General features: G+C 72.6%; 24 protein-coding genes. 17 read left to right on the top strand and 7 right to left on the bottom strand.

Features of this window, described 5'->3' with window-relative positions; genetic code table 11:
- The first annotated feature begins 12 nt into the window (after positions 1-12).
- From ADK64_RS12545 to ADK64_RS12535, 3 genes are read left to right on the top strand one after another with little or no spacing between them, the layout of a single operon-like run.
- Entirely contained in the window at positions 13-867 is an 855-nt protein-coding gene (locus ADK64_RS12545; RefSeq protein WP_053658131.1) for an SDR family NAD(P)-dependent oxidoreductase, read from the top strand.
- A 27-nt stretch (positions 868-894) separates the two neighbouring features.
- Positions 895-1,332 carry a Fur family transcriptional regulator gene (locus tag ADK64_RS12540; protein ID WP_053658129.1) on the top strand — a complete coding sequence of 146 codons (438 nt, stop codon included), beginning with the start codon at positions 895-897 and terminating at the stop codon, positions 1,330-1,332.
- Between the two features lie 9 nt (positions 1,333-1,341).
- Positions 1,342-2,307 carry a YgfZ/GcvT domain-containing protein gene (locus ADK64_RS12535; protein WP_053658127.1) on the top strand — a complete coding sequence of 322 codons (966 nt, stop codon included), beginning with the start codon at positions 1,342-1,344 and terminating at the stop codon, positions 2,305-2,307.
- Between the two features lie 29 nt (positions 2,308-2,336).
- Here ADK64_RS12535 and dtd read toward each other — a convergent pair whose 3' ends face one another.
- Entirely contained in the window at positions 2,337-2,762 is a 426-nt protein-coding gene (dtd, locus tag ADK64_RS12530) for a D-aminoacyl-tRNA deacylase (RefSeq protein ID WP_053658268.1), read from the bottom strand.
- Between the two features lie 158 nt (positions 2,763-2,920).
- Here dtd and ADK64_RS12525 point away from each other — a divergent pair, with 158 nt between their 5' ends.
- The 8 genes from ADK64_RS12525 (at position 2,921) to ADK64_RS12490 (ending at position 11,598) form a co-directional block, all read left to right on the top strand.
- Positions 2,921-3,514 carry a hypothetical protein gene (locus ADK64_RS12525; RefSeq protein ID WP_053658125.1) on the top strand — a complete coding sequence of 198 codons (594 nt, stop codon included), beginning with the start codon at positions 2,921-2,923 and terminating at the stop codon, positions 3,512-3,514.
- A 50-nt stretch (positions 3,515-3,564) separates the two neighbouring features.
- On the top strand, positions 3,565-4,812 hold the full coding sequence (locus tag ADK64_RS12520) for a GNAT family N-acetyltransferase (RefSeq protein WP_053658123.1): 1,248 nt from the start codon (positions 3,565-3,567) through the stop codon (positions 4,810-4,812).
- 308 nt (positions 4,813-5,120) lie between these two features.
- A complete protein-coding gene (locus ADK64_RS12515; RefSeq protein WP_053658121.1) occupies positions 5,121-6,029 on the top strand; it encodes a winged helix-turn-helix domain-containing protein in 909 nt (302 codons plus the stop codon).
- Positions 6,030-6,138: 109 nt separating this feature from the next.
- Entirely contained in the window at positions 6,139-7,020 is an 882-nt protein-coding gene (locus ADK64_RS12510) for a FadR/GntR family transcriptional regulator (RefSeq protein ID WP_199829585.1), read from the top strand.
- Positions 7,020-7,745, top strand: a complete 726-nt coding sequence (locus ADK64_RS12505; protein WP_234384545.1) for an HAD family hydrolase — start codon at positions 7,020-7,022, stop codon at positions 7,743-7,745. The genes ADK64_RS12510 and ADK64_RS12505 overlap by 1 nt, the downstream gene beginning before the upstream one ends.
- A 195-nt stretch (positions 7,746-7,940) precedes the next feature.
- On the top strand, positions 7,941-10,244 hold the full coding sequence (locus ADK64_RS12500; protein ID WP_053658116.1) for a phosphotransferase family protein: 2,304 nt from the start codon (positions 7,941-7,943) through the stop codon (positions 10,242-10,244).
- Positions 10,245-10,254: 10 nt separating this feature from the next.
- Entirely contained in the window at positions 10,255-10,869 is a 615-nt protein-coding gene (locus tag ADK64_RS12495) for a TetR family transcriptional regulator (protein WP_053658114.1), read from the top strand.
- Positions 10,870-10,974: 105 nt separating this feature from the next.
- A complete protein-coding gene (locus tag ADK64_RS12490; RefSeq protein WP_053658112.1) occupies positions 10,975-11,598 on the top strand; it encodes an RraA family protein in 624 nt (207 codons plus the stop codon).
- Positions 11,599-11,617: 19 nt separating this feature from the next.
- Here ADK64_RS12490 and ADK64_RS12485 read toward each other — a convergent pair whose 3' ends face one another.
- Positions 11,618-13,999: an ATP-binding cassette domain-containing protein gene (locus tag ADK64_RS12485; RefSeq protein ID WP_053658264.1), complete on the bottom strand. Its 2,382-nt coding sequence runs from the start codon at positions 13,997-13,999 to the stop codon at positions 11,618-11,620.
- A gap of 61 nt (positions 14,000-14,060) precedes the next feature.
- On the bottom strand, positions 14,061-14,699 hold the full coding sequence (locus ADK64_RS12480; RefSeq protein WP_053658261.1) for a LysE family translocator: 639 nt from the start codon (positions 14,697-14,699) through the stop codon (positions 14,061-14,063).
- Between the two features lie 91 nt (positions 14,700-14,790).
- On the opposite strand from ADK64_RS12480, the gene ADK64_RS12475 reads away from it, so the two are divergent.
- The 4 genes from ADK64_RS12475 to ADK64_RS12460 all read left to right on the top strand — a co-directional run bounded on the left by ADK64_RS12475 (position 14,791) and on the right by ADK64_RS12460 (position 17,876).
- Positions 14,791-16,155: a PLP-dependent aminotransferase family protein gene (locus ADK64_RS12475; RefSeq protein ID WP_234384544.1), complete on the top strand. Its 1,365-nt coding sequence runs from the start codon at positions 14,791-14,793 to the stop codon at positions 16,153-16,155.
- A 108-nt stretch (positions 16,156-16,263) separates the two neighbouring features.
- On the top strand, positions 16,264-16,749 hold the full coding sequence (locus tag ADK64_RS12470) for a helix-turn-helix domain-containing protein (RefSeq protein ID WP_053658108.1): 486 nt from the start codon (positions 16,264-16,266) through the stop codon (positions 16,747-16,749).
- 76 nt (positions 16,750-16,825) lie between these two features.
- Positions 16,826-17,428: a hypothetical protein gene (locus ADK64_RS12465; protein ID WP_053658106.1), complete on the top strand. Its 603-nt coding sequence runs from the start codon at positions 16,826-16,828 to the stop codon at positions 17,426-17,428.
- Between the two features lie 109 nt (positions 17,429-17,537).
- Positions 17,538-17,876 carry a DUF2516 family protein gene (locus tag ADK64_RS12460; protein ID WP_420712963.1) on the top strand — a complete coding sequence of 113 codons (339 nt, stop codon included), beginning with the start codon at positions 17,538-17,540 and terminating at the stop codon, positions 17,874-17,876.
- 95 nt (positions 17,877-17,971) lie between these two features.
- Here the strand turns inward: ADK64_RS12460 and ADK64_RS12455 are convergent, their stop codons facing one another.
- The 4 genes from ADK64_RS12455 to ADK64_RS12440 all read right to left on the bottom strand — a co-directional run bounded on the left by ADK64_RS12455 (position 17,972) and on the right by ADK64_RS12440 (position 22,487).
- Positions 17,972-19,270 carry a PP2C family protein-serine/threonine phosphatase gene (locus ADK64_RS12455; RefSeq protein ID WP_053658101.1) on the bottom strand — a complete coding sequence of 433 codons (1,299 nt, stop codon included), beginning with the start codon at positions 19,268-19,270 and terminating at the stop codon, positions 17,972-17,974.
- Positions 19,271-19,572: 302 nt separating this feature from the next.
- Complete coding sequence (locus ADK64_RS12450; protein ID WP_053658100.1) at positions 19,573-20,652, bottom strand: C40 family peptidase; 1,080 nt, start codon at positions 20,650-20,652, stop codon at positions 19,573-19,575.
- Positions 20,653-20,877: 225 nt separating this feature from the next.
- Positions 20,878-21,663 (bottom strand): SAM-dependent methyltransferase, encoded by a 786-nt coding sequence (locus tag ADK64_RS12445; RefSeq protein WP_078992623.1) that lies wholly within the window; start codon positions 21,661-21,663, stop codon positions 20,878-20,880.
- A gap of 137 nt (positions 21,664-21,800) precedes the next feature.
- Positions 21,801-22,487: an LAETG motif-containing sortase-dependent surface protein gene (locus ADK64_RS12440; protein ID WP_053658098.1), complete on the bottom strand. Its 687-nt coding sequence runs from the start codon at positions 22,485-22,487 to the stop codon at positions 21,801-21,803.
- A 315-nt stretch (positions 22,488-22,802) separates the two neighbouring features.
- On the opposite strand from ADK64_RS12440, the gene mshA reads away from it, so the two are divergent.
- Together mshA and ADK64_RS12430 are read left to right on the top strand one after the other, a co-directional pair.
- A complete protein-coding gene (gene mshA, locus ADK64_RS12435) occupies positions 22,803-24,140 on the top strand; it encodes a D-inositol-3-phosphate glycosyltransferase (protein ID WP_053658096.1) in 1,338 nt (445 codons plus the stop codon).
- Positions 24,133-24,633: a YbjN domain-containing protein gene (locus tag ADK64_RS12430; RefSeq protein ID WP_053658092.1), complete on the top strand. Its 501-nt coding sequence runs from the start codon at positions 24,133-24,135 to the stop codon at positions 24,631-24,633. Before mshA ends, ADK64_RS12430 begins: the two co-directional genes overlap by 8 nt.
- The last annotated feature ends 52 nt before the right edge of the window (positions 24,634-24,685 follow it).

Genomic DNA, 24,685 nt, shown 5'->3' with positions numbered 1-24,685 from the left:
GCGGGCTCCGCCATGAGCTACAAGACCGTCGTCATCACCGGGACCTCCTCCGGTATCGGGCTGGCCGCCGCCGTGGCCGCCGCCCGTGCGGGGTGGCACGTCGTGGCCACCATGCGGGACCCGGGCAAGGCCGAGCCGCTGCGCGAGGCCGCCGCCGACGCCGGGGTGGCGGAGCGGGTGCAGATCAAGCGCCTGGACGTCGTGGACCCCGAGTCGGTCGGTGCCTGTCTCGACGAGGTGATCGCCGAGCACGGGCGGCTGGACGCGGTCGTCAACAACGCCGGCGCCGGGCACGTCGGCACGATCGAGCAGGGCACCGTGGACGACGTCCGGGCCGTGATGGAGGTCAACTTCTTCGGGGTCGTGCTGGTCAGCCGGGCCGCGCTGCCGCACCTGCGCGCCGGTCGGGGCCGCCTGATCACGGTCACCAGCGTCGGCGGGGTGATCGGCCAGCCCTTCAACGAGGCGTACTGCGCCGCCAAGTTCGCTGTCGAGGGCTTCATGGAGTCCCTCGCCCCGGCCGCCGCCACCGTCGGTGTGGACGTCACCGTGGTCGAGCCGGGCGCGGTCGCGAGCGAGTTCGTGGCCAACGTCCGCCTGGACGTCCCGGCGATGCTGGAGGCGGCGGGGCCGTACGCGCCCGCGCTGCAGTCCTACATCGAGCGGACGCAGACCTCCTTCGGCGGCGCGCAGAGCCCGGCCGAGGCCGCCGCGCCGATCATCGAGGCGCTGACCGCCGACCGGCCGCCGTTCCGCGTGCAGACCTCCGAGTGGGCCCGGGACTTCGTCGGCGCCAAGCTCTCCGACCTCGACGGGTCCGCCGTTCAGGCCCTCACCGGCGACTGGGTGGGCCGGGCGATGCAGTAAGGGGTCCGGTCGCCCTAGACTTTCGGTGTGGTGAGCACCGACTGGAAGAGTGACCTCAGGCAGCGCGGCTACCGGCTGACGCCGCAACGGCAGCTTGTGCTCGAAGCCGTGGACACCCTGGAACACGCGACCCCCGACGACATCCTCGTGGAAGTGAGGAAGACGGCGTCGGGGGTCAACATTTCCACGGTCTACCGGACCCTGGAGCTGCTGGAGGAGCTGGGCCTGGTCAGCCACGCCCACCTCGGGCACGGTGCGCCCACGTACCACCTCGCCGACCGCCACCACCATCTGCACCTGGTGTGCCGGGACTGCGAGAACGTGATCGAGGCCGATGTGGCGGTCGCCGCCGAGTTCACGGCGAAGCTGCGCGGGCAGTTCGGCTTCGACACCGACATGAAGCACTTCGCGATCTTCGGCCGGTGCAAGGACTGCTCACTGAAGACTTCAACTACCACGTCGTAGGCTGGCGGTATGAAGAGCCCCCTGCTGTCCCTGCCCGGCGCCGTTCCCGCCGAGGGGGTGGACGAAGGCGTCGCCGCCCACTACGGCGACCTGTTCCGCGAGCAGCGCGCCCTCGCCGACGGCACCGGATTCGTCGACCTCTCCCATCGCGGGGTCATCGCGGTCACCGGTGACGACCGGCTGAGCTGGCTGCATCTGCTCCTCACCCAGCACGTCAGCGAGCTGCCCGTCGGCGAGGCGACCGAGGCGCTGATCCTGTCCGCGCACGGGCACATCGAGCACGCGCTGTACCTGGTGGACGACGGTACGACGGTGTGGGCGCACATCGAGCCGGGCACGCAGGACGCGCTGCTCGCCTACCTGGAGTCGATGAAGTTCTTCTACCGGGTCGAGGTCGCCGACCGGACCGCCGACTTCGCGGTCGTCCACCTGCCCGCCGGGTCCATCGGCGAGGTCCCGGAGGGCGTCGTCGTACGCGAGACGGCGTACGGCCGTGATCTGTTCCTGCCGCGCGAGGACCTGGAGTCCTTCGCGGCCACGCACGGGCCCGCCGTCGGCCTCCTCGCCCACGAGGCGCTGCGCGTCGAGCACCACCGGCCCCGGCTCGGTTTCGAGACCGACCACCGGACCATTCCGCACGAGCTGGGCTGGATCGGTACGGCGGTGCATCTGCAGAAGGGCTGTTACCGGGGGCAGGAGACGGTCGCCCGCGTCCAGAACCTGGGCAAGCCGCCGCGCCGGCTGGTCTTTCTGCACCTGGACGGCAGCGACGTGCACCTGCCGGTGGCGGGCACGGAGATCCGCGTCGCGGACGAGGGGCCCGACGGGCGCAAGATCGGTTTCATCACCACGTCCGTACGCCACCATGAGCTGGGGCCGATCGCTCTGGCGCTGGTGAAGCGGAACGTGCCGGTGGACGCGCGGCTCCTGGCCGGAGAGACGGCGGCTGCGCAGGAGGTCGTGGTCGAGCCGTAGCGCCGCTGGGCAGCCGCGGTGCCGTACGCCTACATCTCCAGCAGCACCGTGAACGGGCCGTCGTTCGTCAGGGACACCCGCATCTGCGCGCCGAACCGGCCCGTCGCCACCGTTGCCCCGAGTGAGCGCAGCTGGGCCACCACCTCGTCCACCAGCGGCTCCGCCACCTCTCCCGGGGCCGCCGCGTTCCAGGTGGGGCGGCGGCCCTTGCGGGCGTCCCCGTAGAGGGTGAACTGGCTGATGACCAGGAGCGGGGCGTCGATGTCGCTGCACGACCGCTCGTCCTGGAGCATGCGGACCGACCACAGCTTGCGGGCGAGCTGGGCCGCCTTCTCCTTGGTGTCCTCGTGGGTCACCCCGACGAGGACGCACAGCCCCTCGCCCTCGATCGCGCCCACCGTCTCGCCGTCCACGACGACGCTCGCGCCGTCCACCCGCTGTACCACCGCTCGCATGCGGACCATCATGCCGGGTGCCCGGCGCGCGCTCACAGGGGGTCCATTATTGATCCCTTACCCCCCATCTAGGGCCGTTCGGGGGCACTCGGTCACATAGCGGTCGGTTGGGGTGGCACGATGCTTCCACACGCCGGTCGAGGGGACGGTTGGGACACATGAGCACACCGAGTACCAGTGGGCGGCTGGGGGCGCAGGGGACGTACCGGCCGCCCACGCAACGCGCCGACGGCCCGGCCCTGCCCACGCAGCCTCCCGAGCACGATCTCGCCCGGCTGAGCCTGCCCGAGCTGCGCACGCTGCGCCGGGACGCCCAGCGCGACGAGGCGGACCTCAGCTATGTGCGGCGGCTGCTCCAGGGCCGGATCGACATCCTGCGCGCGGAGCTGACCCGGCGCGGCCGGACCTCCGTGCCGGCACCCGCGGACGGTTCCGTGGTCGACCGGCTCCCGGAGATCCTCCAGGACGCCCCGGCCCGGCACCGCTCGTCGGCCCGCCACGTCACGCTCGGTACCCCGCACAACGAGGAGTACCGGCAGCTGGCCACCGAGATGCTGGGCGAGGTCGAGCTGAGCGATCTGGAGGCCCGTACGGATCTTGAGCTGAACAGCGCCATGGGGCGGTTGGTCGGCTACGAGCAGGAGGTCTCGCGGCGCCGCCAGCGGCTCCAGCACACGACCGACGAGTGCAGCGGGGAGATCGCGCGCCGGTACCGGGTGGGCGAGGCGCAGGTGGACGACCTGCTGGGCTGAGGGCGGAAAACGGGGCGACACCCGCGCGGACGCCTGCCTATCGTGGGCCGATGAGCGACCTGGACGTGCGGGCTGTCGGCGACTCCGAGTACGAGAACTGGCTGCGGGCCGTGAACATCGGCTTCCTGAGCCCGCCCACTCCGCGCGATGCGCAGGTGCAGCGCAACCGTCGGCTGGACACCGAGGGGTCCTCCCGGCTGATCGGTGCCTTCGACGGCGAGCGGTGCGTGGCGACCCTGCGCTCCTTCCCGCAGGAAGTCACCGCGGTGGGCGGCGCGTTCGTCCCCGCGAACGCCGTCTCCGGTGCCACCGTCAGCCCCACGCACCGCCGCCAGGGCCTGCTCACCCGCATGCTGAGCCGGGACCTCGCGGCGGCGAAAGAGCGCGGTGACGTCGTGGCCACGCTGATCGCCGCCGAGTACCCGATCTACGGCCGCTACGGCTTCGGCCCGGCGACCTGGGCCGCCAAGTGGACCGTCGAGGTGCCCCGGACGGGCCTCGACCCGCGCTGGGCCGGTCCCGTGGACGGGGGCCGGATCGAGCTGGTGGACGGCGCCGAGGTGCGCAAGCTGGGCCCCGAGCTGCACGAGCGGTTCCGGGCCGGCCGGCCCGGCGCGGTCAGCCGTACCGCGGCGTGGTGGGAGGTGGCGACCGGTGCCCTGCCCGCCCGTCCGGACTGGACCGAGCCGTTCCAGGCCGTCTACCGCTCCGCCTCCGGCGAGGTCGAGGGTCTGGTGTCGTACCGGTGCGAGCACGCCTGGCCCGGCAACCAGCCGGGCGACACGATCGTCGTGGACTGGCTGCTCGCCGTCACCCCGGCGGCCGAGCGCGCCCTGTGGCACTTCCTGTGCTCGATCGACTGGGTGACCGAGGTGCGCAGCGACGGACGTGCCCCGGACGACCTGCTGCCCCACCTCCTGCCCGACCCCCGCGCGGCCCGCGTCACCGAGCACACGGACTGGCTGTGGCTGCGGATCCTGGACGTCGTACGGGCCCTGGAGGCGCGGACGTACGAGGCGGCGGGAGCGGTGGTGCTGGAGGTCTCCGACCGGGACGGGCCGGCCGGCGGACGGTTCCGGCTGGAGGCCTCCGAGGCGGGCGCGTCCTGTACGCCGACCTCCGAGAGCGCCGATCTCGCCCTCGGTGTGGGGGAGTTGGGCACCGTGTGGCTCGGCGGTGAGTCGTTCGTACGGCTCGCGGCGCTCGGGCGGGTCCGGGAAGAACGAGAGGGCGCCGCCCGGAAGGCCGACGCCCTGTTCCGCTCGCCCGGGCTCCCGTGGTGCCCGGACCTCTTCTGAGGTTCCCTTCTCCCGGCTGCCCTGACTTTCATCCGTAGCGAGCTGTTCAGTTGTGACTGTGCTGTGCGGTGTTCAGTTGTGGCTGTGCCATGTCGTGTTCAGTTGTGACTGTGCGCTTCGGTGGCCGTCCCCTGCCCGGGCTCCCGGCTCCCCTCCGGAAGGAAGCCCGATCGGCCAACCACTGGGAAGCTCGACCATGTCGTGCAAGTTGGCAGCCAACTTCACTGTACTTATCTCCGCGCGGAAGCGGCTCATAACCAGCTACCGGCGAACTGCCGTAAGTTGGCGGGAAGTTGTAGTGTTTCTCCGTGGACCCGGAGCACGTCTCCGTCAATGGGCGGACGAGGTCACAGCAGTCCCGCTCGTCCCATCTCGACATAGCCGACGAACTGCGCAGCCGGATCAGGTCCGGGGTGCTGCGGCCGGGGCAGCGCATGCCCACCCAGGCCAGGCTGGCCGACGAGTTCGGCGTCGAGCGCGCGGCCGTACGGCAGGCCTTGCGCATCCTTCAGGCCGAGCGGCTGCTCACCAACGTGTCCAAAGGCAGCCCGGCCACGGTGGCGGCGGTGCCGGGGCCCGCGTCTCTCCCGGCCGGTCCGGGCGCCGTGCCGCAGCCCACCATGGTCGGGCTCGCGCCCCGCATCGCCGCCGCCTTCGCCGCGCCGCACGTGCGGATCGACGCGCTCTGTCTGACCTCGGTCTCGCTCACGCTGGCCGTCGGCGAGCCGCTGCGGCTGATCCACGAGGGACGGCTGAAACCGGCCAAGATCGACGTCCGGGTGCTGCTGCCCAGCCGTGACATCGCCCTCGCCTTCCCGGCGCCGGTGGCCGCCGACGACCGCGGTCTGCTGCACCGCCGCTGGCTGGCCCAGCGCAACGCCCAGGGCCAGGTGCTGCGGCAGAACCTGCTGGCCCTGCTGACCACGCACGGCATCGACGTCCGCGTCTCCTTCCGGGCGCTGCCGTTCACCCCGCCGGTCAAGCTGTATCTGCTGAACGGCTCGGAGGCGCTGTTCGCCTACTACACGCTCAAGCGGGGCGAGCGGGAGATCGAGCACGAGCACCTGGAGCTGTACGACGCCGACGGCACCCGCTCGATGCTGTTCGCCTTCGAGGGGCAGGCCGGGCCGCGGGACGCCGCGTTCGTGGAGCAGTCGCGCCGGTGGTTCGACGCGCTGTGGGGGACGATCAGCTCGGAGCTGCGGTTCGGCGCATAGTCGCCGGGCACGTGTGTGGCAGCCAACTCCGGCCAAGTTGGCCGTGCTTGGCAGCTATGCGTGAACAACTTCTGGGCAACTCTCCATGGATGGATCAGAGTTGTAGCGTTTGGTCGTGACTCAGGAGCATGTGGCAGTGAACGGCAGCAGAAGACGCACGCCCCAGGAGATCGCCGACACCCTGCGCGAACGCATCCGCGCCGGCACGCTGCGCCCCGGCGCGCGGCTGCCGACCCAGGCCGAGCTGGCGGGGGAGTTCGGGGTCGAGCGGGGTGCCGTGCGCCAGGCGCTGCGCGTGCTCCAGGAGGACGGGCTGCTCAGCGACGTCAGCAAGGGCAGTCCGCCGCGGGTCGCCGAGCAGCGGCCCGCCCGCGAGGGGCCGCAGCCCACCATGGTGGCGCTCGCGCCCCGGCTGACCGAGGCGTTCTCGGCGCCGCACGTGCGCATCGACGCCGTCTGCCTGACCGCGCAGAGCCTGATCCCCGCGCTCGGCGAGCCGCTGCGGCTGATCCACGAGGGCCGGCTGAGACCGGCCAGGATCGACGCCCGCATCCTGCTGCCCAGCCGGGACATCAACCTCGCCTTCCCGGTCTCGGTGGACGCCGGGAGCGAGGAGGACGACGCGGTGCACCAGCGCTGGCTGGCGATGCGCAACGCCCAGGGGCAGGTGCTCCAGTACAACCTCCAGGCGCTGCGCGGCACCCACGGCATCGACGTCCACGTCACCTTCCGGGCGCTGCCGTTCACCCCGCCGGTCAAGCTGTACCTGCTCAACGAGGCGGAGGCGCTGTTCGCGCACTACATGATCACGCGCCGCGCGGAGCCGACCGACAGCGGGACGCTGGAGATGTGGGACACGCTGGGCTCCGAGTCCCTGCTGTTCTCCTTCGAGCAGCGGGCCGGACAGCGGGACGCGGCGTTCGTGGAGCAATCGCGGAAGTGGTTCGACGCCCTCTGGGAAACCATCACCACGGACCTGACACTCTCCTAGTGACTTCTGATGCGAACGAGATCGAGAAGCTTCGGGACCTGATCACATCTGCGCGGTTCGTACTGTGGGACTTCGACGGGCCGATCTGCCGGCTGTTCGCCGGGCACCGGGCGGAGCGGGTGGCCGCCGACCTGGTGGAGTGGCTGGAGCGGCAGGGTCTGCACGGACTGCTCACGGACGCCGAACGGGACACCCTGGACCCGCAGGTGGTCCTGCGCGCCGTGGGCCGTCGGCGCCCGGGCAGCGACCTCGTCGCCGGGCTGGAGGAACGGCTCACCCAGGAGGAGCTGCGGGCCGCCGCCTCCGCCCTGCCCACCGCGTACGCCGATCCGCTGATCCGCACCTGGTCGGCCGTCGGCGCCCGGCTCGCCGTCACCACCAACAACTCGCCCCGCGTGGCCCGCACCTACCTGGACACCCGCGGCCTCACCGGCTGCTTCACCCCTCACCTGTACGGCCGTACCGAGCAACTGCACCACCTCAAGCCACACCCGCACTGTGTGCACCGGGCCCTGAGCGCGATGGGCGCCCCGCCCGAGGCCGCGCTGATGATCGGCGACGCCCCCTCGGATCTGGCCGCGGCCCGGGAGGCGGGCGTGCCGTTCCTCGGCTACGCGCGCAACGAACGCAAGGAGCACGACCTGCGGGCGGCGGGCGCCGAGTTGGTCGTACAGTCGCTCGAACCCCTGTTGAGGCTGCTCCGGAGCGGTCGTCCGGTGGGCTAGCATGCCGACACATCCGGGCCACCGCCCGGACATCGTGCGTACGCGCGCGCAGGGAACGACGGGGAACGGCGACGCGCCGGACCCCGGCCGCCGGCCTGGCACACAGCCGAGTGGCGGACCACCGCCCGGCCGCTCGAACGGCCCGGCCCATCCCTTTCGCCCTTCCCTTTCGCGTGACCGACCCTGGAGCGGCCCGTGGGCGTACCGCCTGTTCCCCGAGCCGCGGCCGGGGGGCACGCCGGCCGCGTCGGCGCGGACGCCGTCGTCCGGACGTTCTTGGCCCGCGCGCTCGCGACGCCCCCGACGCGCACCGGCCACGGACACGACGACCACGTCCTGCCGCTGACCGGACCGCCGGCCCGCCTCCTCGGCCGGGCGCCGGGCACCCTGGTGACCGTACGGGTACGGCGGGCCGACGCACCGCCGGTGGTGATCCGGACCTGGCCGAGCGAGCCGGAGATCCTGCGAGCGGTCCGCGCCGTGCTGCCGCACACGCCGGAAGTCCTGCTGGAGGGCGACGGCTTCGCCGTGCTCGGCCATGTCGACGGCACCTCGCCGGCCGGGCCGCGCGCACCCGGCGAACCGGTCGACGCCGCCCTGCTGACGGACGTGGCCGAACTGCTCGCCGCCGTCGTCCAGGTGCGCGGTGCGGCACTGCCGCCGCTGCCGGCGGGCCGGCCCGGCAACCACACCGACTCCCAGGGCTTCCTGCGCGCCCTCGCCCACCAGGCCGACCAGCAGATCCGCCGGCCCAACTGGCGCCGCTACGGCGGCCTGTTCGTGGCGCTCGGTGTGCCCGAGGACGCCCTGCTCCGGTTCGCCGACCGGGTCCCGGCGATGACCCGGCGGCCGTACGGTCTGCTCCACGGCGATCTGCACGGCGGCACGCTGGTCGTGCCGTCGGCCGGTGCCGTGCCGCTGACGTGCGTGGACTGGGAACTGGCCGGTTACGGCGACCCGTTGCACGACCTCGCCGTCCACCTCGTGCGGATGCGCTACCCCGAGCGGCAGTGGCGTGAGGTGGTCGACGCCTGGGAGCGGGCGGTGCGCGGGGTGCGGCCGGCCGCGGTGGCCGGTCTGGCCAAGGACCTGCGCCATTACGTCGCCTTCGAGTACGCGCAGTGCCTGTACGCCACGGTGATCCGGGCCGCGCGTTCCCTGGAGGGCGCTGAGGGCCGTTTCGGGCAGGCGGCCTTGGACGCGGCCACGGCCGCCGTCCACACGGCCCTGCGCCGTGCCGCCGCTGTGCTGCGGCTCGGGCGGGTGCCGGAGCGGGGGGAGATCGAGCGGGTGCTGTTCCGGCGGGGGGTTTCGGGTGCGTTGACGGGGTCTGGCTTCCCGCCCGCCCCGCCCGTGCGCCTTCCGTCGCCGGGTGCGGGCGGCCCCGGTGGTGTCGGCGGGGGGATCGCGTGGGCTGCTGACCGGCGGGTGCCTGAGCATCCCGGGTTTTCGCATGCCGCCGTCGGGGAGGCGCTCCTTCTCGAAGGGGCGGCGCCGGCCGAGCGGGTGTTCAAGGGGGCCGCCCATCTCAACACCGTGATCCGGGTGCCCGGCACCGCCTTCCCCGTCGTCGTCCGCCGCGAGGTGACCGTCGTCCTGCGGCGCGAGCGCAGCTTCCTCAGCGAGCACGCCGTCCTCGCGGCGATCGAGCGGTCCGGGGCCGCCGTGGCCGCGCCCCGGGTGCTGGCGCTCGGCGAGAGCCACGCCACCGATCCCGCCCATCGCTACCGCGGCGACCGGTTCGCCGTGCACACCTACGAGGCCGGGCGGGATCCGGGACGCAGACCCGAGCATCCGGTGCACGGGCTGCGCCCGCACGAGGCGGACTGCCTGGTCGACCAGTTGGCCCAGCTGACGACGGTGGACTACGCGCCGGTCGACCCGGTGGCCGGCCGGCCCGGCTTCTACGACTGGCTCAGCGAGCAGCTCGTGGCGCTGGTCGCCGCTCTGCCGAAGGAGTCCCAGCAACTGGCCCGCTTCCTCGGCCTGCCCGACGCCCCCCGGCTGCGCGAGATCCTCGCCCGGCACCGGGTCACCGACCGCGACCCCGCCCTGCTGCACGGCGACCTGAACCCCTGGAACCTGGTCCGCCGGGACGACGGCCCGGTGCTCACGCTGATCGACTGGGAGATGGCTCTGGTCGGCGACCCGCTGTACGAGCTGGTCCGGCACATGCACCTCACCCCGACCCGGCCGGAGATCCGCGACCGCATGTTCCGCCGCTGGGAGGCGCGGCTGCCCGCACGGTTCACGAAGGACTGGCAGGCGGACTGGCGCGTGTACCGGTGGACCGAGATCGTCCGCTCGGCCTACGTCGACCTCGACCGCCTGGTCACCGGCGCCAGCCTGGACGCCCCCAACGTCCGCCGCGCGCTCGACTCGTACGCCATGACCCTCGCCGCCGCCACCGCCTCCCTGGGCCTGTCGTCCCGGCGGCGACACGACCCGCGGTTGCCGCCCGCCCTCGCCTGGCCCACTCGCCCGGGTGGTCCCGCATAGGCTCGGCCCCATGGGTGAGATGGGCCTGCGTGAGCGCAAGAGGCAGCGGATGTACCAGGACGTGTCGGACATCGCCGTGCGGCTGTTCCTGGAGCGGGGCTTCGACGCGGTGTCCGTGGCGGAGGTCGCCGCCGCGGCCGGGATCTCCAAGCCGACCCTCTTCCGGTACTTCCCCGCCAAGGAGGACCTGGTCCTCCACCGGATCGCCGACCACGAGACGGAGGCCGCACGGGTGGTCGCCGGCACGGACGACCCGGTGGACGCGCTGCGCCGCAACTTCCTCGCCGGGCTGGAGCGCCACGATCCGGTCACCGGGCTGAACGACCACCCGGGGGTGCTCGCCTTCCACCGGCTGCTCTACGGCACCCCGGCCCTGGTGGCGCGGGCGTACCGGCATCAGGAGCGCTCGGAGGCGGCGCTCGCCGAGATGCTCGGCGGGGACCTGGACGCCCGGCTGGCGGCGGGGCAGCTCATCGCCGTCCAGCGGATCCTCGCCCTGGAGAACTGGCGGCGGATCGCGGCGGGGGAGCCGGTCGAGAAGGTGGCGCCGGACGCCGTACGGGCGGCCGAGCGGGCCTTCGCGCGACTGGCGGTGGGCCTGGCGGGCCTGAGGGGCGACGGGTGAGTCTTCGCGAGGCCGGGTTAAAAATCTAACTCAGTAACGGTATGCTGGCGGCACGCTGTCACCCGGCCCCGCCCGTTGCCTTTCCGCAGGCGATAGCGTGCGGCCATGACCGACGCCAGGGACTTCGCCGCCTTCCGGGACATCCCCACCACCACCCTCGCCGACCTCCTCGGCCGGGAGCAGGTCATGGACATCGGGATACGGCCGCTGTGGGAACCCGTACCGCGCGTCGCCGGACCGGCTTTCACCGTCAGCTGCCCGCCCGGCGACAACCTCATGCTGCACGCGGCCATCCACCGCGCCGGCCCCGGCTCGGTGATCGTGGTCGAGTCCGGCGACCTCGACCACGCGCTGGCCGGCGGCAACGTGTGCGCCGTCGCCCGGCGCCGCGGAGTGACGGCGTTCGTCGCCGACGGCCTGATCCGCGACCTCGCCGAGGTCCGCGCCCTCGGCTTCCCCGTCTTCGCCCGGGGAATCATCCCGGTCCCGGGCGCCAAGAAGGCCGTACGACCGCTGAACGAGACCGTGCGCTGCGGGGGCGTGCGAGTGGAGTCCGGGGACGTGGTCGTGGCCGACGAGGAGGGCGTGGTCGTGGTGCCGGGCGGGCGCGCGGAGGAGGTGGTGAGGGCCGCTCGGGCGAAGCTCGCGAAGGAGGCCGAGGAGACCCTGGACGACTGGGAGAGGGCTCACCGGGCGCGGATCGACGAGATCCTCATGGCTGAGGGTTAGCGCCCGAAAGGGGGCGCGCTCACCGCCCGGCCGAACCGACGTACGCCGCCAGGTGCTGCCCGGTCAACGTGGACCTCGCGGCGACCAACTCCGCCGGAGTCCCCTCGAACACCACCCGCCCGCCGTCGTGCCCGGCCCCCGGCCCCAGGTCGATGATCCAGTCGGCGTGGGCCATCACGGCCTGGTGGTGCTCGACCACGATGACCGACTTGCCGGAGTCGACCAGACGGTCGAGGAGGGCGAGGAGGTGTTCCACGTCGGCCAGGTGGAGACCGGTCGTCGGCTCGTCCAGGACGTAGACGCCCCCCTTGTCGGCCATGTGCGTGGCCAGCTTCAGGCGCTGGCGTTCGCCGCCCGACAGCGTGGTCAGCGGCTGGCCCAGGGTGAGGTAGCCGAGGCCGACGTCGGCCATCCGCTGGAGGATCTTGTGGGCGGCCGGGATGTGCGCCTCGTCCGCGGCGAAGAACTCCTCGGCCTCGGTCACCGACATCGCCAGCACCTCCGCGATGTCCCGCCCGCCGAGCGTGTACTCCAGCACCGACGCCTCGAACCGCTTGCCCTCGCACTCCTCGCAGGGGGTGGCGACACCGGCCATGATCGCCAGGTCGGTGTAGATGACGCCGGCGCCGTTGCAGGTGGGGCAGGCGCCCTCGGAGTTGGGGCTGAACAGCGCCGGCTTGACGCCGTTGGCCTTGGCGAAGGCCTTGCGGATCGGCTCCAGCAGTCCGGTGTACGTCGCCGGGTTGCTGCGCCGGGAGCCGCGGATCGGGGTCTGGTCGATCGATACGACCTCCGCGCCGGGCGGCACCGAGCCGTGCACGAGTGAGCTCTTGCCGGAGCCCGCGACGCCGGTGACCACGCACAGCACGCCGAGCGGGATGTCGACGTCCACGTCCTGGAGGTTGTGCGTGCTCGCGCCGCGGATCTCCAGCGCGCCGGTCGGTTCGCGCACCGCGGCCTCGTCCTTGACGGCGGCCCGGTCGTCCAGATGCCGGCCGGTGAGGGTGTCGCTCGCCCGCAGCTCCGTGACGGTGCCCTCGAAGCACACCGTGCCGCCCGCCGTACCGGCGCCGGGGCCGAGGTCCACGACGTGGTCGGCGATCGCGATGACCTCCGGCTTGTGCTCCACGACGAGCACCGTGTTGCCCTTGTCGCGCAGCCGCAGCAGCAGCTCGTTCATCCGCTGGATGTCGTGCGGGTGCAGGCCGGTGGTGGGCTCGTCGAAGACGTACGTCACGTCGGTCAGGGAAGACCCCAGGTGGCGGATCATCTTCACGCGCTGTGCCTCGCCGCCCGAGAGCGTGCCCGCCGGCCGGTCCAGCGAGAGATAGCCGAGGCCGATCTCCACGAACGAGTCGAGGCTGTGCCGCAGCGAGGCGAGCAGCGGGGCCACCGACGGCTCGGCCAGCCCCCGCACCCACAGGGCGAGATCGCTGATCTGCATCGCGCACGCGTCCGCGATGCTCACGCCCGCGATCTTCGAGGACCGGGCCGCCTCGGTGAGCCGGGTGCCCTCGCACTCGGGGCAGACGGTGAAGGTGACCGCGCGGTCCACGAAGGCCCGGATGTGCGGCTGCATGCCCTCCTTGTCCTTGGCGAGCATCGACTTCTGGATCCGCGGGATCAGACCTTCGTAGGTCATGTTGATGCCCGCGATCTTCATCCGGGTCGGTTCCTTGTGCAGGAAGTCCTGCAGCTCCCGCTTGGTGTACCTGCGGATCGGCTTGTCCGGGTCGACCAGGCCGGACTCGGTGTAGAGCCGGTAGTTCCAGCCGCCGGTCTTGTAGCCGGGGACCATCAGCGCGCCCTCGTTGAGGGACAGGGAGTCGTCGAAGAGCTGGGTCAGGTCGAGGTCGGTGACCGCGCCCCGGCCCTCGCAGCGCGGGCACATGCCGCCGGTGATGCTGAAGCTGCGCCGCTCCTTCACCTTCTGTCCGCCGCGCTCCACGGTGACCGCGCCGGCGCCGCTGATCGAGGCCACGTTGAAGGAGAACGCCTTGGGCGAGCCGATGTGCGGCGTGCCGAGCCGGCTGAAGAGGATGCGCAGCATGGCGTTGGCGTCGGTGGCGGTGCCGACGGTGGACCGGGGGTCGGCACCCATCCGCTGCTGGTCGACGGTGATCACGGTCGTCAGCCCGTCGAGGACGTCGACCTCGGGCCGCGCCAGATTCGGCATGAAACCCTGCACGAACGCGCTGTAGGTCTCGTTGATCAGCCGCTGTGACTCGGCGGCGATCGTGTCGAACACCAGCGAGCTCTTGCCCGAGCCGGAGACGCCGGTGAACACCGTCAGCCGACGCTTGGGCAGCTCGACGTCGACGTCCTTGAGATTGTTCTCGCGGGCGCCGTGCACCCGGATCAGATCGTGGCTGTCGGCGGCGTGCGCTGCGGTGAGCTCCATGCCGGTCACGCTAACGCGGGCCCCGGCGCCGGCGCTTCTCGAATCCTGACGAGCCTGTCGGCTAGGCCGGGCCCGAGGTGTCGACGGCCAGGGAGAGGGCGAGGGCGCCGAGAACGGTGCCCATCAGACAGCGCTGCACCTTGAGCCAGGAGGGGCGGCGGGCGAGGAAGACGGCGATCGTACCGGCGGCGAGCACGATGGCCAGGTTCACCGCGATGCTGACCACGATCTGCACCGAGCCGAGGAACAGGCCCTGGAGCAGGACGTGGCCCCGGTCCAGGTCGATGAACTGGGGGATCAGGGAGACGTACATGACGGCGATCTTCGGGTTCAGCAGATTCGTCATCAGGCCCATGGTGAACAGCCTGCGCGGCGAGTCGTGCGGCACGTCCTGCGGGGCGAAGACCGAGATGCCGCCCGGCTTCAGGGCCTTCCAGGCCAGGTGGGCGAGGTAGGCGGCGCCGGCCAGCTTCACCGCGACGTACAGCTCGGGTACGGCGGTGAAGACGACCGACAGGCCCAGGTTCGCGGCGAGCAGGTACACCACGAAGCCCAGGACCACCCCGCCGAGGGAGATCATCCCGGCGCGCCTGCCCTGGGTGATGCTGCGCGAGACGAGATAGATCATGTTCGGTCCGGGCGTGAGCACCATGCCGAGTGCCACCACGCCCACACCGAGGATCCCGCTCGTACCGATCATGGAAGCCCCCTTGTGCCAGTGCATTGCGGCGAGCGTAGGGCAGGGCAATAGCTCAGTGCAACCAAAAGATTGCGCTCGGTGCAATTTTGTGGTGGGATGGCGCGCCGTGAAGGACAACGAGGACTACCGGAGCGTCGCCGACGCGGTCGCCGAGGAGATCCGCTCCGGCGTCCTGCGGCCCGGCGACCGGCTGCCCCCGCAGCGCGCGTTCGCGAAGCGGCACGGCATCGCCGACTCCACCGCCACGCGCGTGTACCGCGAACTGGCCCGCCGGGGCCTGACCGTGGGCGAGGTGGGGCGCGGCACGTTCGTACGCGCGGCGGCCGACGGCCCGGCTCCCGCGCTCACCGAACCGGCGGCCGTCGGCCGGATCGACCTTGAGCTGAACTACCCGGCCGTGCCCGGGCAGAGCGAACTGCTCGCCGAGGGGCTCGGCGGACTGCTGCGTCCCGACGCCCTCGGGCAGGCGCTGCGACCGGTCGGCACCTTCGGCCTGCCCGCCGTACAGGAGTCCGCCGCCGGCATCCTCGCCCGCGGCGGCTGGCGGCCCGACCCCGAGCGGATCCTGTTCGCCGGCAACGGCCGGCAGGCCCTCTCGGCCGTCGTCGCCGCCCTGGTGCCGCCGGGCGGGCGCCTCGGCGTCGAGGAACTGACCTACCCGGTGATCAAGGCGGTGGCGGCCCGGCTCGGCGTCACCCTCGTACCCCTGGCCATGGACGAGGACGGCCTGGTCCCGCAGGCCGTGGCCGACGCCCACGCGACCGCCCCGCTGCACGCCGTCTACGTCCAGCCGAGGGTGCACAACCCCCTCTCGCTCACCATGCCGGAGCCGCGGATCGAGCGGCTGGCCGAGGTGCTGCTGCGGCTCGGGCTGCCCGCCGTGGAGGACGCGGTCTGGGCGTTCCTGCGCGACGAACTGCCGCCGCTCGCCGCCTGCGCTCCCGAGCGGACCGTCCTGATCGACAGCCTCTCCAAGCGGATCGCCCCCGGGCTGACGCTCGGCTTCGCGGTCACCCCGCCCGCCCTGACGGCCGTCGTCTCCGCCTCCCTGCGCGCGGGCGGCTGGACCCCGATGCGCTTCGCCCTGGAGGCCGCCCACCGCTGGCAGCAGGAGGGCACGGTGCGCAGGCTGGTGGCCGCCAAGCAGCGGGAGGCGGCGGTGCGGCAGGAGATCGCGGCCCGGCACCTGGCCGGGTTCGCGGTGCGCGGCGACGGCCGCTCCTACCACTGCTGGTGGGAGCTGCCCCGCCCCTGGCGCGCGGACACGTTCGTCGCCGCCGCCGCGCGGCACGGCATCGCGGTGGTGCCCGCGGCCGCCTTCACCGTCGCCGCCCACCACGCACCTCCCGCCGTCCGCCTGGGCCTCGCCACTCCCGGGCCGGACGTCCTCGCCCAGGCGCTCACCACCCTCGCCGGCCTCGCCCGCTCGGCCCCGGAGGACCTGGTCGCCGACTGACCGGGCGAGGTGTCACGTTCGCGGCCCGGCCGGTGCGGCCCACCCGCTCGGCACACTTTTGCAAGCGGGTGCTTGCAATTGTTAGCAGGGGTGGGGCAAGGTGGAGACATGGCATCGCTGAACGTCGGCAATCTCGGTGAGTACCTGCGCGAGCAGCGGCGGAACGCCCAGCTGTCGCTGCGGCAGCTCGCCGATGCCGCCGGGGTGTCCAATCCGTACCTCAGTCAGATCGAGCGCGGGCTGCGCAAGCCCAGCGCGGAGGTGCTCCAGCAGGTCGCCAAGGCCCTGCGCATCTCCGCCGAGACGCTCTACGTCCGCGCCGGGATTCTCGACGCCGAGCGGGACCGGGACGAAGTGGAGACCCGGGCGGTGATCCTCGCCGATCCTTCGCTCAACGAGCGGCAGAAGCAGGTGCTGCTCCAGATCTACGAGTCCTTCCGCAAGGAGAACGGATTCGGGATCGGCGAGCCCGCCGGGTCCGAGGACGACGCGGTCGACGCGGACGGCGCGGGGCGTACGGAGTACGACACCGGCGGCACCGGCACGGCCGGCGGACACGATGCCGATGCAGGCCCGCGGCGGACGGCCGGATAACCGGACCAGGGCGCCGGCTTCCACCGCGGACCACACCAACCCCAGCCGAACGCGAATCCGGGAGGACCAGATCACCATGGCCATCACCGACGACCTGCGCAAGACCCTCAGCGACCCGACTCCGCTCTACTTCGCCGCCGGCACCGCCGACCTCGCCCTCCAGCAGGCCAAGAAGGTGCCCGGCCTGGTCGAGCAGCTGCGCGCCGAGGCCCCGGCCCGCATCGAGGCCGTGCGCAACACCGACCCGAAGGCCGTGCAGGAGAAGGCCACCGCCCGCGCCAAGGAGGCGCAGGAGACCCTCCAGACCAAGGTCAACGAGTTCCTCGGCACCCTCGACGTGGACCTGAAGAAGCTCGGCGAGCAGGCCCAGGACTTCGCCCTGCGCGGTGTCGGCGTCGCCGCCGAGTACGCCGTCCGGGCCCGCGAGACCTACGAGAAGGTCGCCGAGCACGGCGAGCAGGCCGTGAAGACCTGGCGCGGCGAAGCCGCCGAGGACATCGAGGAGCTGGCCGTCGTCGTCGAGGGCAGGGCCGAGCCCGTCGAGGTCAAGGACGAGCCGAAGCCGGCCGAGGACAGGGCCGAGGCCGAGCCCGCCGCCGACAAGAAGCCGGCGGCCAAGAAGACTCCGGCCCCGCGCAAGAGCACCACCGCGAAGAAGACCACCCCGCCGACGAAGTGAGCGCGGGCGACGAAGCGGTATCGGGCCGGGCACCTTCGGGGTGTCCGGCCCGTTGTATGGGTACGGTGGGTGTACGGACGACTCGACTCGGGTGGTGGGTACTGTGCTGATGACGGCAGTGGGCGGAGTGATGTGGCTGATCTTCACCGCCATGCTGGCGCTCGCCATCGTGGCGTTCGTGATGGCCGCGATCTTCCGCGAGGACGCCTACCGCGCCGCGGACAAGCAGAACAAGGGCTTCTGGCTGATCATCCTGGGCATCGCGGTGGCCGTGAACCTGTTCGTGCCCATGCTGTTCCTCCAGCTCGCGGGTCTGGTCGCCACGATCGTCTTCTTCGTGGACGTACGCCCCGCACTCCAGCAGGTCGGCGGCGGCAAGGGCTTCCGCAGGAGAAAGGGCGGAAGCAGCAGCGACGGCCCCTACGGGCCGTGGAACGGGGGCCGCTAGCCGGTTCCCGGGTGCGCGGGTGCGTCGTGGCTGGTCGCGGCCCTCACGCGCCCGCACCCGGCGACGTCACCCGGTCACCCATGGCGAGAGCCGGCCTATGACGTCCGGTCCAGCAACACCACGGCCACGTCGTCCGTCAGCTCGCCTCCGTTGAGATCCCGCACCTCACTGACGGCGGCGCGCAGCAGATGCTCCCCCCGCAGTCCTTCGGACAGCTGCCGACGGATCATCGACACCATCCCGTCCTGCCCCAGACGCTCACCACTCGCGCCGACCCGCCCCTCGATCAGCCCGTCGGTGTAGAGCATCAGGCTCCACTCGGAGCCCAGCTCCACCTGCATCCGCGGCCAGCGGGCGCCGGGCAGCAGCCCGAGGGCGGGGCCGTTGTTGTCGTAGGGCAGCAGTCGCGCGATCCGGCCGGGGCGGGCGAGCAGCGGGGCCGGATGTCCCGCCAGGCACAGGCCCGCCCGGCGGCCGTCGGGCGCAATGTCCACCGTGCACAGCGTCGCGAAGATCTCCTCGTCGGCGCGCTCGTGCTCCAGCACCTGCTGGAGCGTGCCCAGCAGCTCGTCCCCGCACAGCCCGGCCAGCGTCAGCGCCCGCCAGGCGATGCGCAGCTCCACGCCGAGCGCGGCCTCGTCCGGGCCGTGGCCGCAGACGTCACCGATCATGGCGTGCACCGTGCCGTCGGGTGTGCGCACGGCGTCGTAGAAGTCGCCGCCGAGCAGGGCCCGCGAGCGGCCGGGGCGGTAGCGGGCGGCGAAGCGCAGCGAGGAGCCGTCCAGCAGGGGCGTGGGCAGCAGCCCGCGCTCCAGCCGGCGGTTCTCCTGCGCGCGCAGCCGGCCCTCGGCGAGGCGCCGCTCGGCCGTGTCGGAGCGTTTCCGCTCCACCGCGTACCGGATGGCGCGGCTGAGCAGCCGGCCGTCCAGCTCGTCGCGGAAGAGATAGTCCTGGGCGCCCACGCGCACGGCCTCGGCGCCGCGCTCGGCGTCGGCGGAGGCGGTCAGCGCGAGCACGGCGTGCCGGGGCGCGAGCCGGAGCACGTGCTTGAGCACGGCCAGCTCGTCCTCGTCGGCGGCGCCGGGTGCGGGCAGCGCGAGGTCCAGCAGGATGCAGTGGACGTCGTCGGTGAGCAGCCGCTCGGCCTCGGTGAGGTTACGGGCGGTGCGCACACGGATCGGCTTGCCGGACGGGTCCAGCAGTTCGGGCACGATCGGCGAGCCGGCCGGATCGTCCTCGATCAGCAGCAGGGTGAGAGTGGCGCCGGTGCCGCTGGTGGGCGTGGCGTCGCGGTGGGCCTCTTCCTTGAGGGGGCCGCCGACTGCGGTGGCGGCCTGCGCCTGACCACTCTCCACGGCCGGGATCGCTCTCTGCCGCGGTACGGGTACGGGCATCGTCTCGGTTTCCTTCCCTCCCCCCGAGGGCACGGCGGCGTCGAGGGTCTCGAGGCCACCGACGGGTGACCATAGCGGCATTGCCCGCCCCGATGGAATGGTGTGAGCCGCGTCGCTCGCACGCAGGCCACTGTCATATGCCGCGTTCCGTACCGCAGTTGGACAGGCCGACCGGGCGCCCGGGATGACGAAGCTCACGTCCTGCCCCGATGCGAGCGGGGGTTGGGGGCGTGCGGTGGGTCACGTGACCCCTGTCACGGGGACGTGGGCCGCGCCACGGGACCTGGCCGAAACGGCCCGCCTCACGCGTCCGGTCGTACGACGCCCAGGATCGGCATCGAACCGGCGCCCGCGATCGTCACGTCCCGCCCGGGGCGCGGGGCCTGGATGATCGCGCCGTCGCCCACGTAGAGGGCGACGTGGCTGGCGTCGGAGAAGTAGATGATGAGGTCGCCGGGCCGCATGTCCTTGACGTCGATGTGCTTGAGCTGCTGCCACTGCTCCTGCGAGGTGCGCGGGATGGGGTGGCCGGCCGCCGCCCAGGCCTGGGAGGTCAGGCCGGAGCAGTCGAAGGAGTCGGGGCCCTCGGCACCCCACACGTACGGCTTGCCGAGCTGGGCGGTGGCGAACGCGACGGCCTTCTTGTCCTGCGCGGTGGCCCTGCCGTTGATCTCCTTGAGTATGCCGGTGTCCAGCCAGGAGGTCTGCGCCTTCAGCGCGGCCTGCTCCTCCAGCTTCGCGAGCCGCTCCTTGTCCTTCTTCGCCAGCTCGGACTCGAGCTTCTCGGCGGCGGAGATCTGCTGCTCGATCCTCTTCTTGGCGGTGGCCTTGGCCTTGCGCTCGGTGTCCAGTCTCTGCCACTGATCGGCGGCGTCTGCGGCGTACGCCTGCAAGTCCTTCTGGGTGCCGCTCACTTCGCCGATCAGCTTGTTCGTCGCCCGCTGGCCCTGGAGCACCAGCCCGGCGCCGTCCAGGAACTGGCCCGGGTCGTCGCTGAGCAGGAACTGGGCGGTGGGCGGCAGGCCGCCGGTGCGGTACTGCTGCCGGGCCGCCGCGCCCGCCTGGTCCTTGAGCCGGTCGAGCCTCGACTGCCCCTCGGCGATCTTCTTCGCCAGCGAGACGATCTCGGCGGACTGCTGCTTGGCCTTCTCCTCGGCCGCGTTGTAGGCGTCGGTGGCGACGGCCGCGTCGTGGTAGAGCTTGTCCAGCTTCTCGCGGACCTTCTCAAGGTCCTTGCCGGGCACGGGAGTCGTGGACGGCGTCGGGGACGCGCTCGTCGTGGGTGCCGGGTCGGCGAACGCCGTGCCGGGTGCCGTCAGCACGGTCGCCGCGCAGACCACGGTCACGGCGGCTGTCAGGATGCCGCGCTTGCCCCAGCCCATCACACGTCCCCCAAACTGATTTACCGTCAGTAACTTACGCGCCTGGGGGATCGTGCCACGTCACGGCGCAAAGCGACAGAGGCGCGGAAAATGACACAGCCACAGGTGTCAGTCCCCCCGCACTCATTGGTCCCCCCGCACCCGCCCCGCAAGACGATCTCCCCATCGGTGTGACGAACGACGCAGCGAGATCGTTCCGTCCCGGCGGCCCCAGAAGGGGTGTTCTCAGCCGCGCGGGGCCAACGCCCTCCACGCCACCGTCACTTCGCCCTGCCGCCAGCGCGCCGGGGAGTCCGTCACCGGCCAGTCGGCCGTCAGGTCCCGTACCGCGCGCAGCCAGCGCTGGCGGGCGCCGTAGGAGGCGTAGGGCGCGGCGGCGGCCCAGGCGCGGTCGAAGTCGCGCAGGAAGGAGTGCACCGGCTCGCCGGGTACGTTGCGGTGGATGAGTGCCTTCGGCAACCGCTCGGCGAGATCGGAGGGCCGCTCCAGCGAGCCCAGCCGGGTGGCGAAGGTCACGGTGCGCGGCCCCTGCGGACCGAGCGCCACCCATACGTGCCGCCGCCCGATCTCGTCGCACGTCCCCTCGACCAGCAGTCCGCCGCGCGAACCGGCGCCTTCCGGGGCGAGCCGCGCGCACAGCCGCTCCCAGACGGCGGCGACCTGGTCCTCGTCGTACTGGCGCAGCACGTTGGCGGCCCGGATGAGCAGCGGGCGCCCGGCGACGGGGATCTCGAACCCGCCGTGCCGGAAGACCAGCCCGTCCCGCTCGTACGGCCGGGCCGCCGCGACCCGCTCCGGTTCGATCTCGATGCCGACCACGCGCGCGTGTGGCGCGACGGTCCGCAGCCGGCCGAGCAGTTCGACGGCGGTCCAGGGCGCGGCGCCGTAGCCGAGGTCGATCGCCAGCGGGTCGGCGGCGCGGCGCAGTTCGACGCCGTGCGTGGCGGCGATCCAGCGGTCCATGCGACGCAGCCGGTTGGGGTTGGTCGTCCCGCGCGTCACCGTTCCCACGATGGGGGTCCCCCCGCTCGAGCGAAGCCGAGAGCGGGGGAGGGAGGCGGCGCGGGCTGTCATGTCTACGAGGGTAAGCGGGCGACAGTCCGGTATCGGCCCGGTCGCTGGAGGGCGGCCGGGCCGTGTTCCGCAGGTCAGCGGGAGCGCTGCGCCGACCTGCGGCGCAGCGCGACGACGAGGCCGCCGCCCACGACGACCAGCGCCACCGCCGCGCCCGCGAGCACCGGGGTGTCCGACGAGGCGCCGGTCTCGGCGAGGCGGGTGCCGCCGCCCGCGGGCGAGGGAGCGCTGCTCGCGGCCGGCGTGGGGGCCGCGCTGCCGCTCGCGGCCGGGCTCGGGACGGCGGACGGCGTCGAGGACGGGTGGGCGGACGGCGTCGCGGAAACCGAGGGGGAGGGGCTGCCGGCGGGCTCGCAGGTGAAGTCGTCCGGTACGACCACCGCGGGCTGAAGGTCCTCGTCGACGCGGTCGCCCGCCTTGACGTGGACCACGAAGGTCTCTCCGGCGTACCAGTCCAGGGGGTGCAGGTCGACGCCGACGCCCTGCGCGGTCGGGTGGTCGATCTTCTGGGTGTCGGTGTTCCGCTGCTGGCCGGGCGTGTTCAGCTGCACCAGCAGGGTGACGGTGGCCGGCGTGCCGGAGCCGTCCTTGTCGGTGACGCGGATGACGGGCTTGCCCGCGCTGTCACAGGCGGGCGCGGCGGAGAAGTCGCCGATGCTGCAGGCGAGCGCCGTCTGGGCGGCGGCGACGGAGAGAGCGGCTGCGGCGGCTGACGTGCCTATGACACGAGCTGCCCTGGTGAGGCGACGGGAACGGGGCACGCTTGTCCTCGGGTTCGACGGGGAGGTCCGACGAGAAGCGTGTACAGGGCTCGTGCGCGCGCTGTCAAAGGTTGTATCACCGCAGGCCAAGGCTGCCCCAAAGGGATCCCTGCGGCCGGTCAAGCACACCCGCGGACCCGCCGGGCGAGGCTGTCCGGCGACACGACAGCCACCCGAACGGTTGATCGAGTCAGGGTCATGATTGAGTAAAGCTGCTTGATCGGGAAATGGCAGGGCACCCGGTCGCTGTTGGACCCCCGTGGAGGGCGAGGCAGGTCCTCCGTCCGGCATGCCCGCAGCGAGGAGGACCGCCACGTGAGCCAGTACGTCAGCAGGCTCGGGCGACGCTCTCCGGCGGCCGCCCCCCGGCTCAGGCTGCACCGCAGGCCCCGCCGGGTCGCCATGCTCTCCGTGCACACGTCCCCGCTCCACCAGCCCGGCACCGGTGACGCCGGCGGCATGAACGTCTACATCGTGGAGCTGGCCCAGCGGCTCGCCGCGCTGGGCATCGAGGTCGAGATCTTCACCCGGGCCACCTCCGGCGGCCTCGCGCCCACCGTCCAGCTGGCCCCCGGCGTCCTCGTCCGGCACGTCGACGCGGGTCCCTACGAGGGCCTCGCCAAGGAGGAGCTGCCCGCCCAGCTGTGCGCCTTCACGCACGGCGTGATGCAGGCCTGGGCCGGCCACCGCCCCGGCTACTACGACCTCGTCCACTCCCACTACTGGCTCTCCGGCCACGTCGGCTGGCTCGCCGCCGAGCGCTGGGGCGTGCCGTTGGTGCACGCCATGCACACCATGGCCAAGGTCAAGAACGCCAGCCTGGCCGCCGGCGACACCCCCGAGCCCGCCGCCCGCGTCATCGGCGAGACCCAGATCGTGGCCGCCGCCGACCGGCTCATCGCCAACACGGCGGAGGAGGCCGACGAACTGGTGCGGCACTACACGGCCGACCCGGCCAAGGTCGCCGTCGTCCACCCCGGCGTCAACCTCGACCGCTTCCGCCCGGCGGACGGCCGCGCCGCCGCCCGCGCCCGCCTGGGCCTGCCGCAGGACGCCCTGATCCCGCTCTTCGCGGGCCGCATACAGCCCCTGAAGGCCCCGGACGTGCTGCTGCGCTCCGTCGCCGTCCTGCTGGACGAGCGCCCCGAGCTGCGCTCGCGCATCGTCGTCCCGGTCGTCGGCGGCCCCAGCGGCAGCGGGCTCGCCAAACCGGAGGGGCTGCAGAAGCTCGCCGCGCGGCTCGGCATCGCGGACGTCGTACGGTTCCGGCCGCCGGTCGGCCAGGAACAGCTCGCGGACTGGTTCCGGGCCGCGTCCCTGCTCGTCATGCCGTCGTACAGCGAGTCCTTCGGGCTGGTCGCCATCGAGGCGCAGGCGGCCGGCACGCCGGTGCTCGCCGCCTCGGTCGGCGGGCTGCCGGTGGCCGTGCGCGACGGCTCCACCGGCTTCCTGGTCCAGGGCCACGACCCGGCCGACTACGCGCGCGTGCTGCGCCGGTTCGCCGACGAGCCCGCCCTCGCGGACACCATGGGCGAGGCCGCCGCCCGGCACGCGCAGTCCTTCGGCTGGGACGCCTCGGCCGCCGCCACCGCCGAGGTCTACACGGCCGCGACCCAGTCCCACCGCCGTCGCGTACGCTCCCCCCATGGGTGATGTGGAGAAGGCGGGGCGGATCCTCGAAGGCGTCCTCAAGGACACCGAACTGGAGTGGGAGAGCCCCGAGCCCGGCTCCTACGTGGTCAAGCTCCCCGGCACCCGCAAGCTGTCCACGACGGTCTCCTTCCGCGTCGGCCGCCACTCCCTGTCGCTGAACGCCTTCGTCATCCGTCACCCCGACGAGAACGAGGCGGGCGTCCACCGCTGGCTCCTGGAGCGCAACCTCAAGCTCTACGGCGTCGGTTACGCCGTCGACCGCCTCGGCGACGTCTACGTCACCGCCCGGCTGGCCCTCGCCTCGGTCACCCCCGACGAGATCGACCGCCTCCTCGGCCAGGTCCTGGAAGCGGCCGACGGCGCCTTCAACACCCTCCTGGAGCTGGGCTTCGCCTCCTCGATCCGCAAGGAGTACGCCTGGCGGGTGTCCCGGGGCGAGTCGACGCGGAACCTGGACGCGTTCAGGCACTTGATCGACCGCCCGACAGACTGACCCAGGTACAACCCCTTCCGCCCACATCCCACCAGTGGCATGCTCACCGCCA

Source organism: Streptomyces sp. MMG1121 (assembly GCF_001280015.1).
In the GTDB taxonomy this organism is placed as follows: Bacteria; Actinomycetota; Actinomycetes; order Streptomycetales; family Streptomycetaceae; genus Streptomyces.
This window is presented reverse-complemented; position numbering and strand designations above follow the sequence as displayed.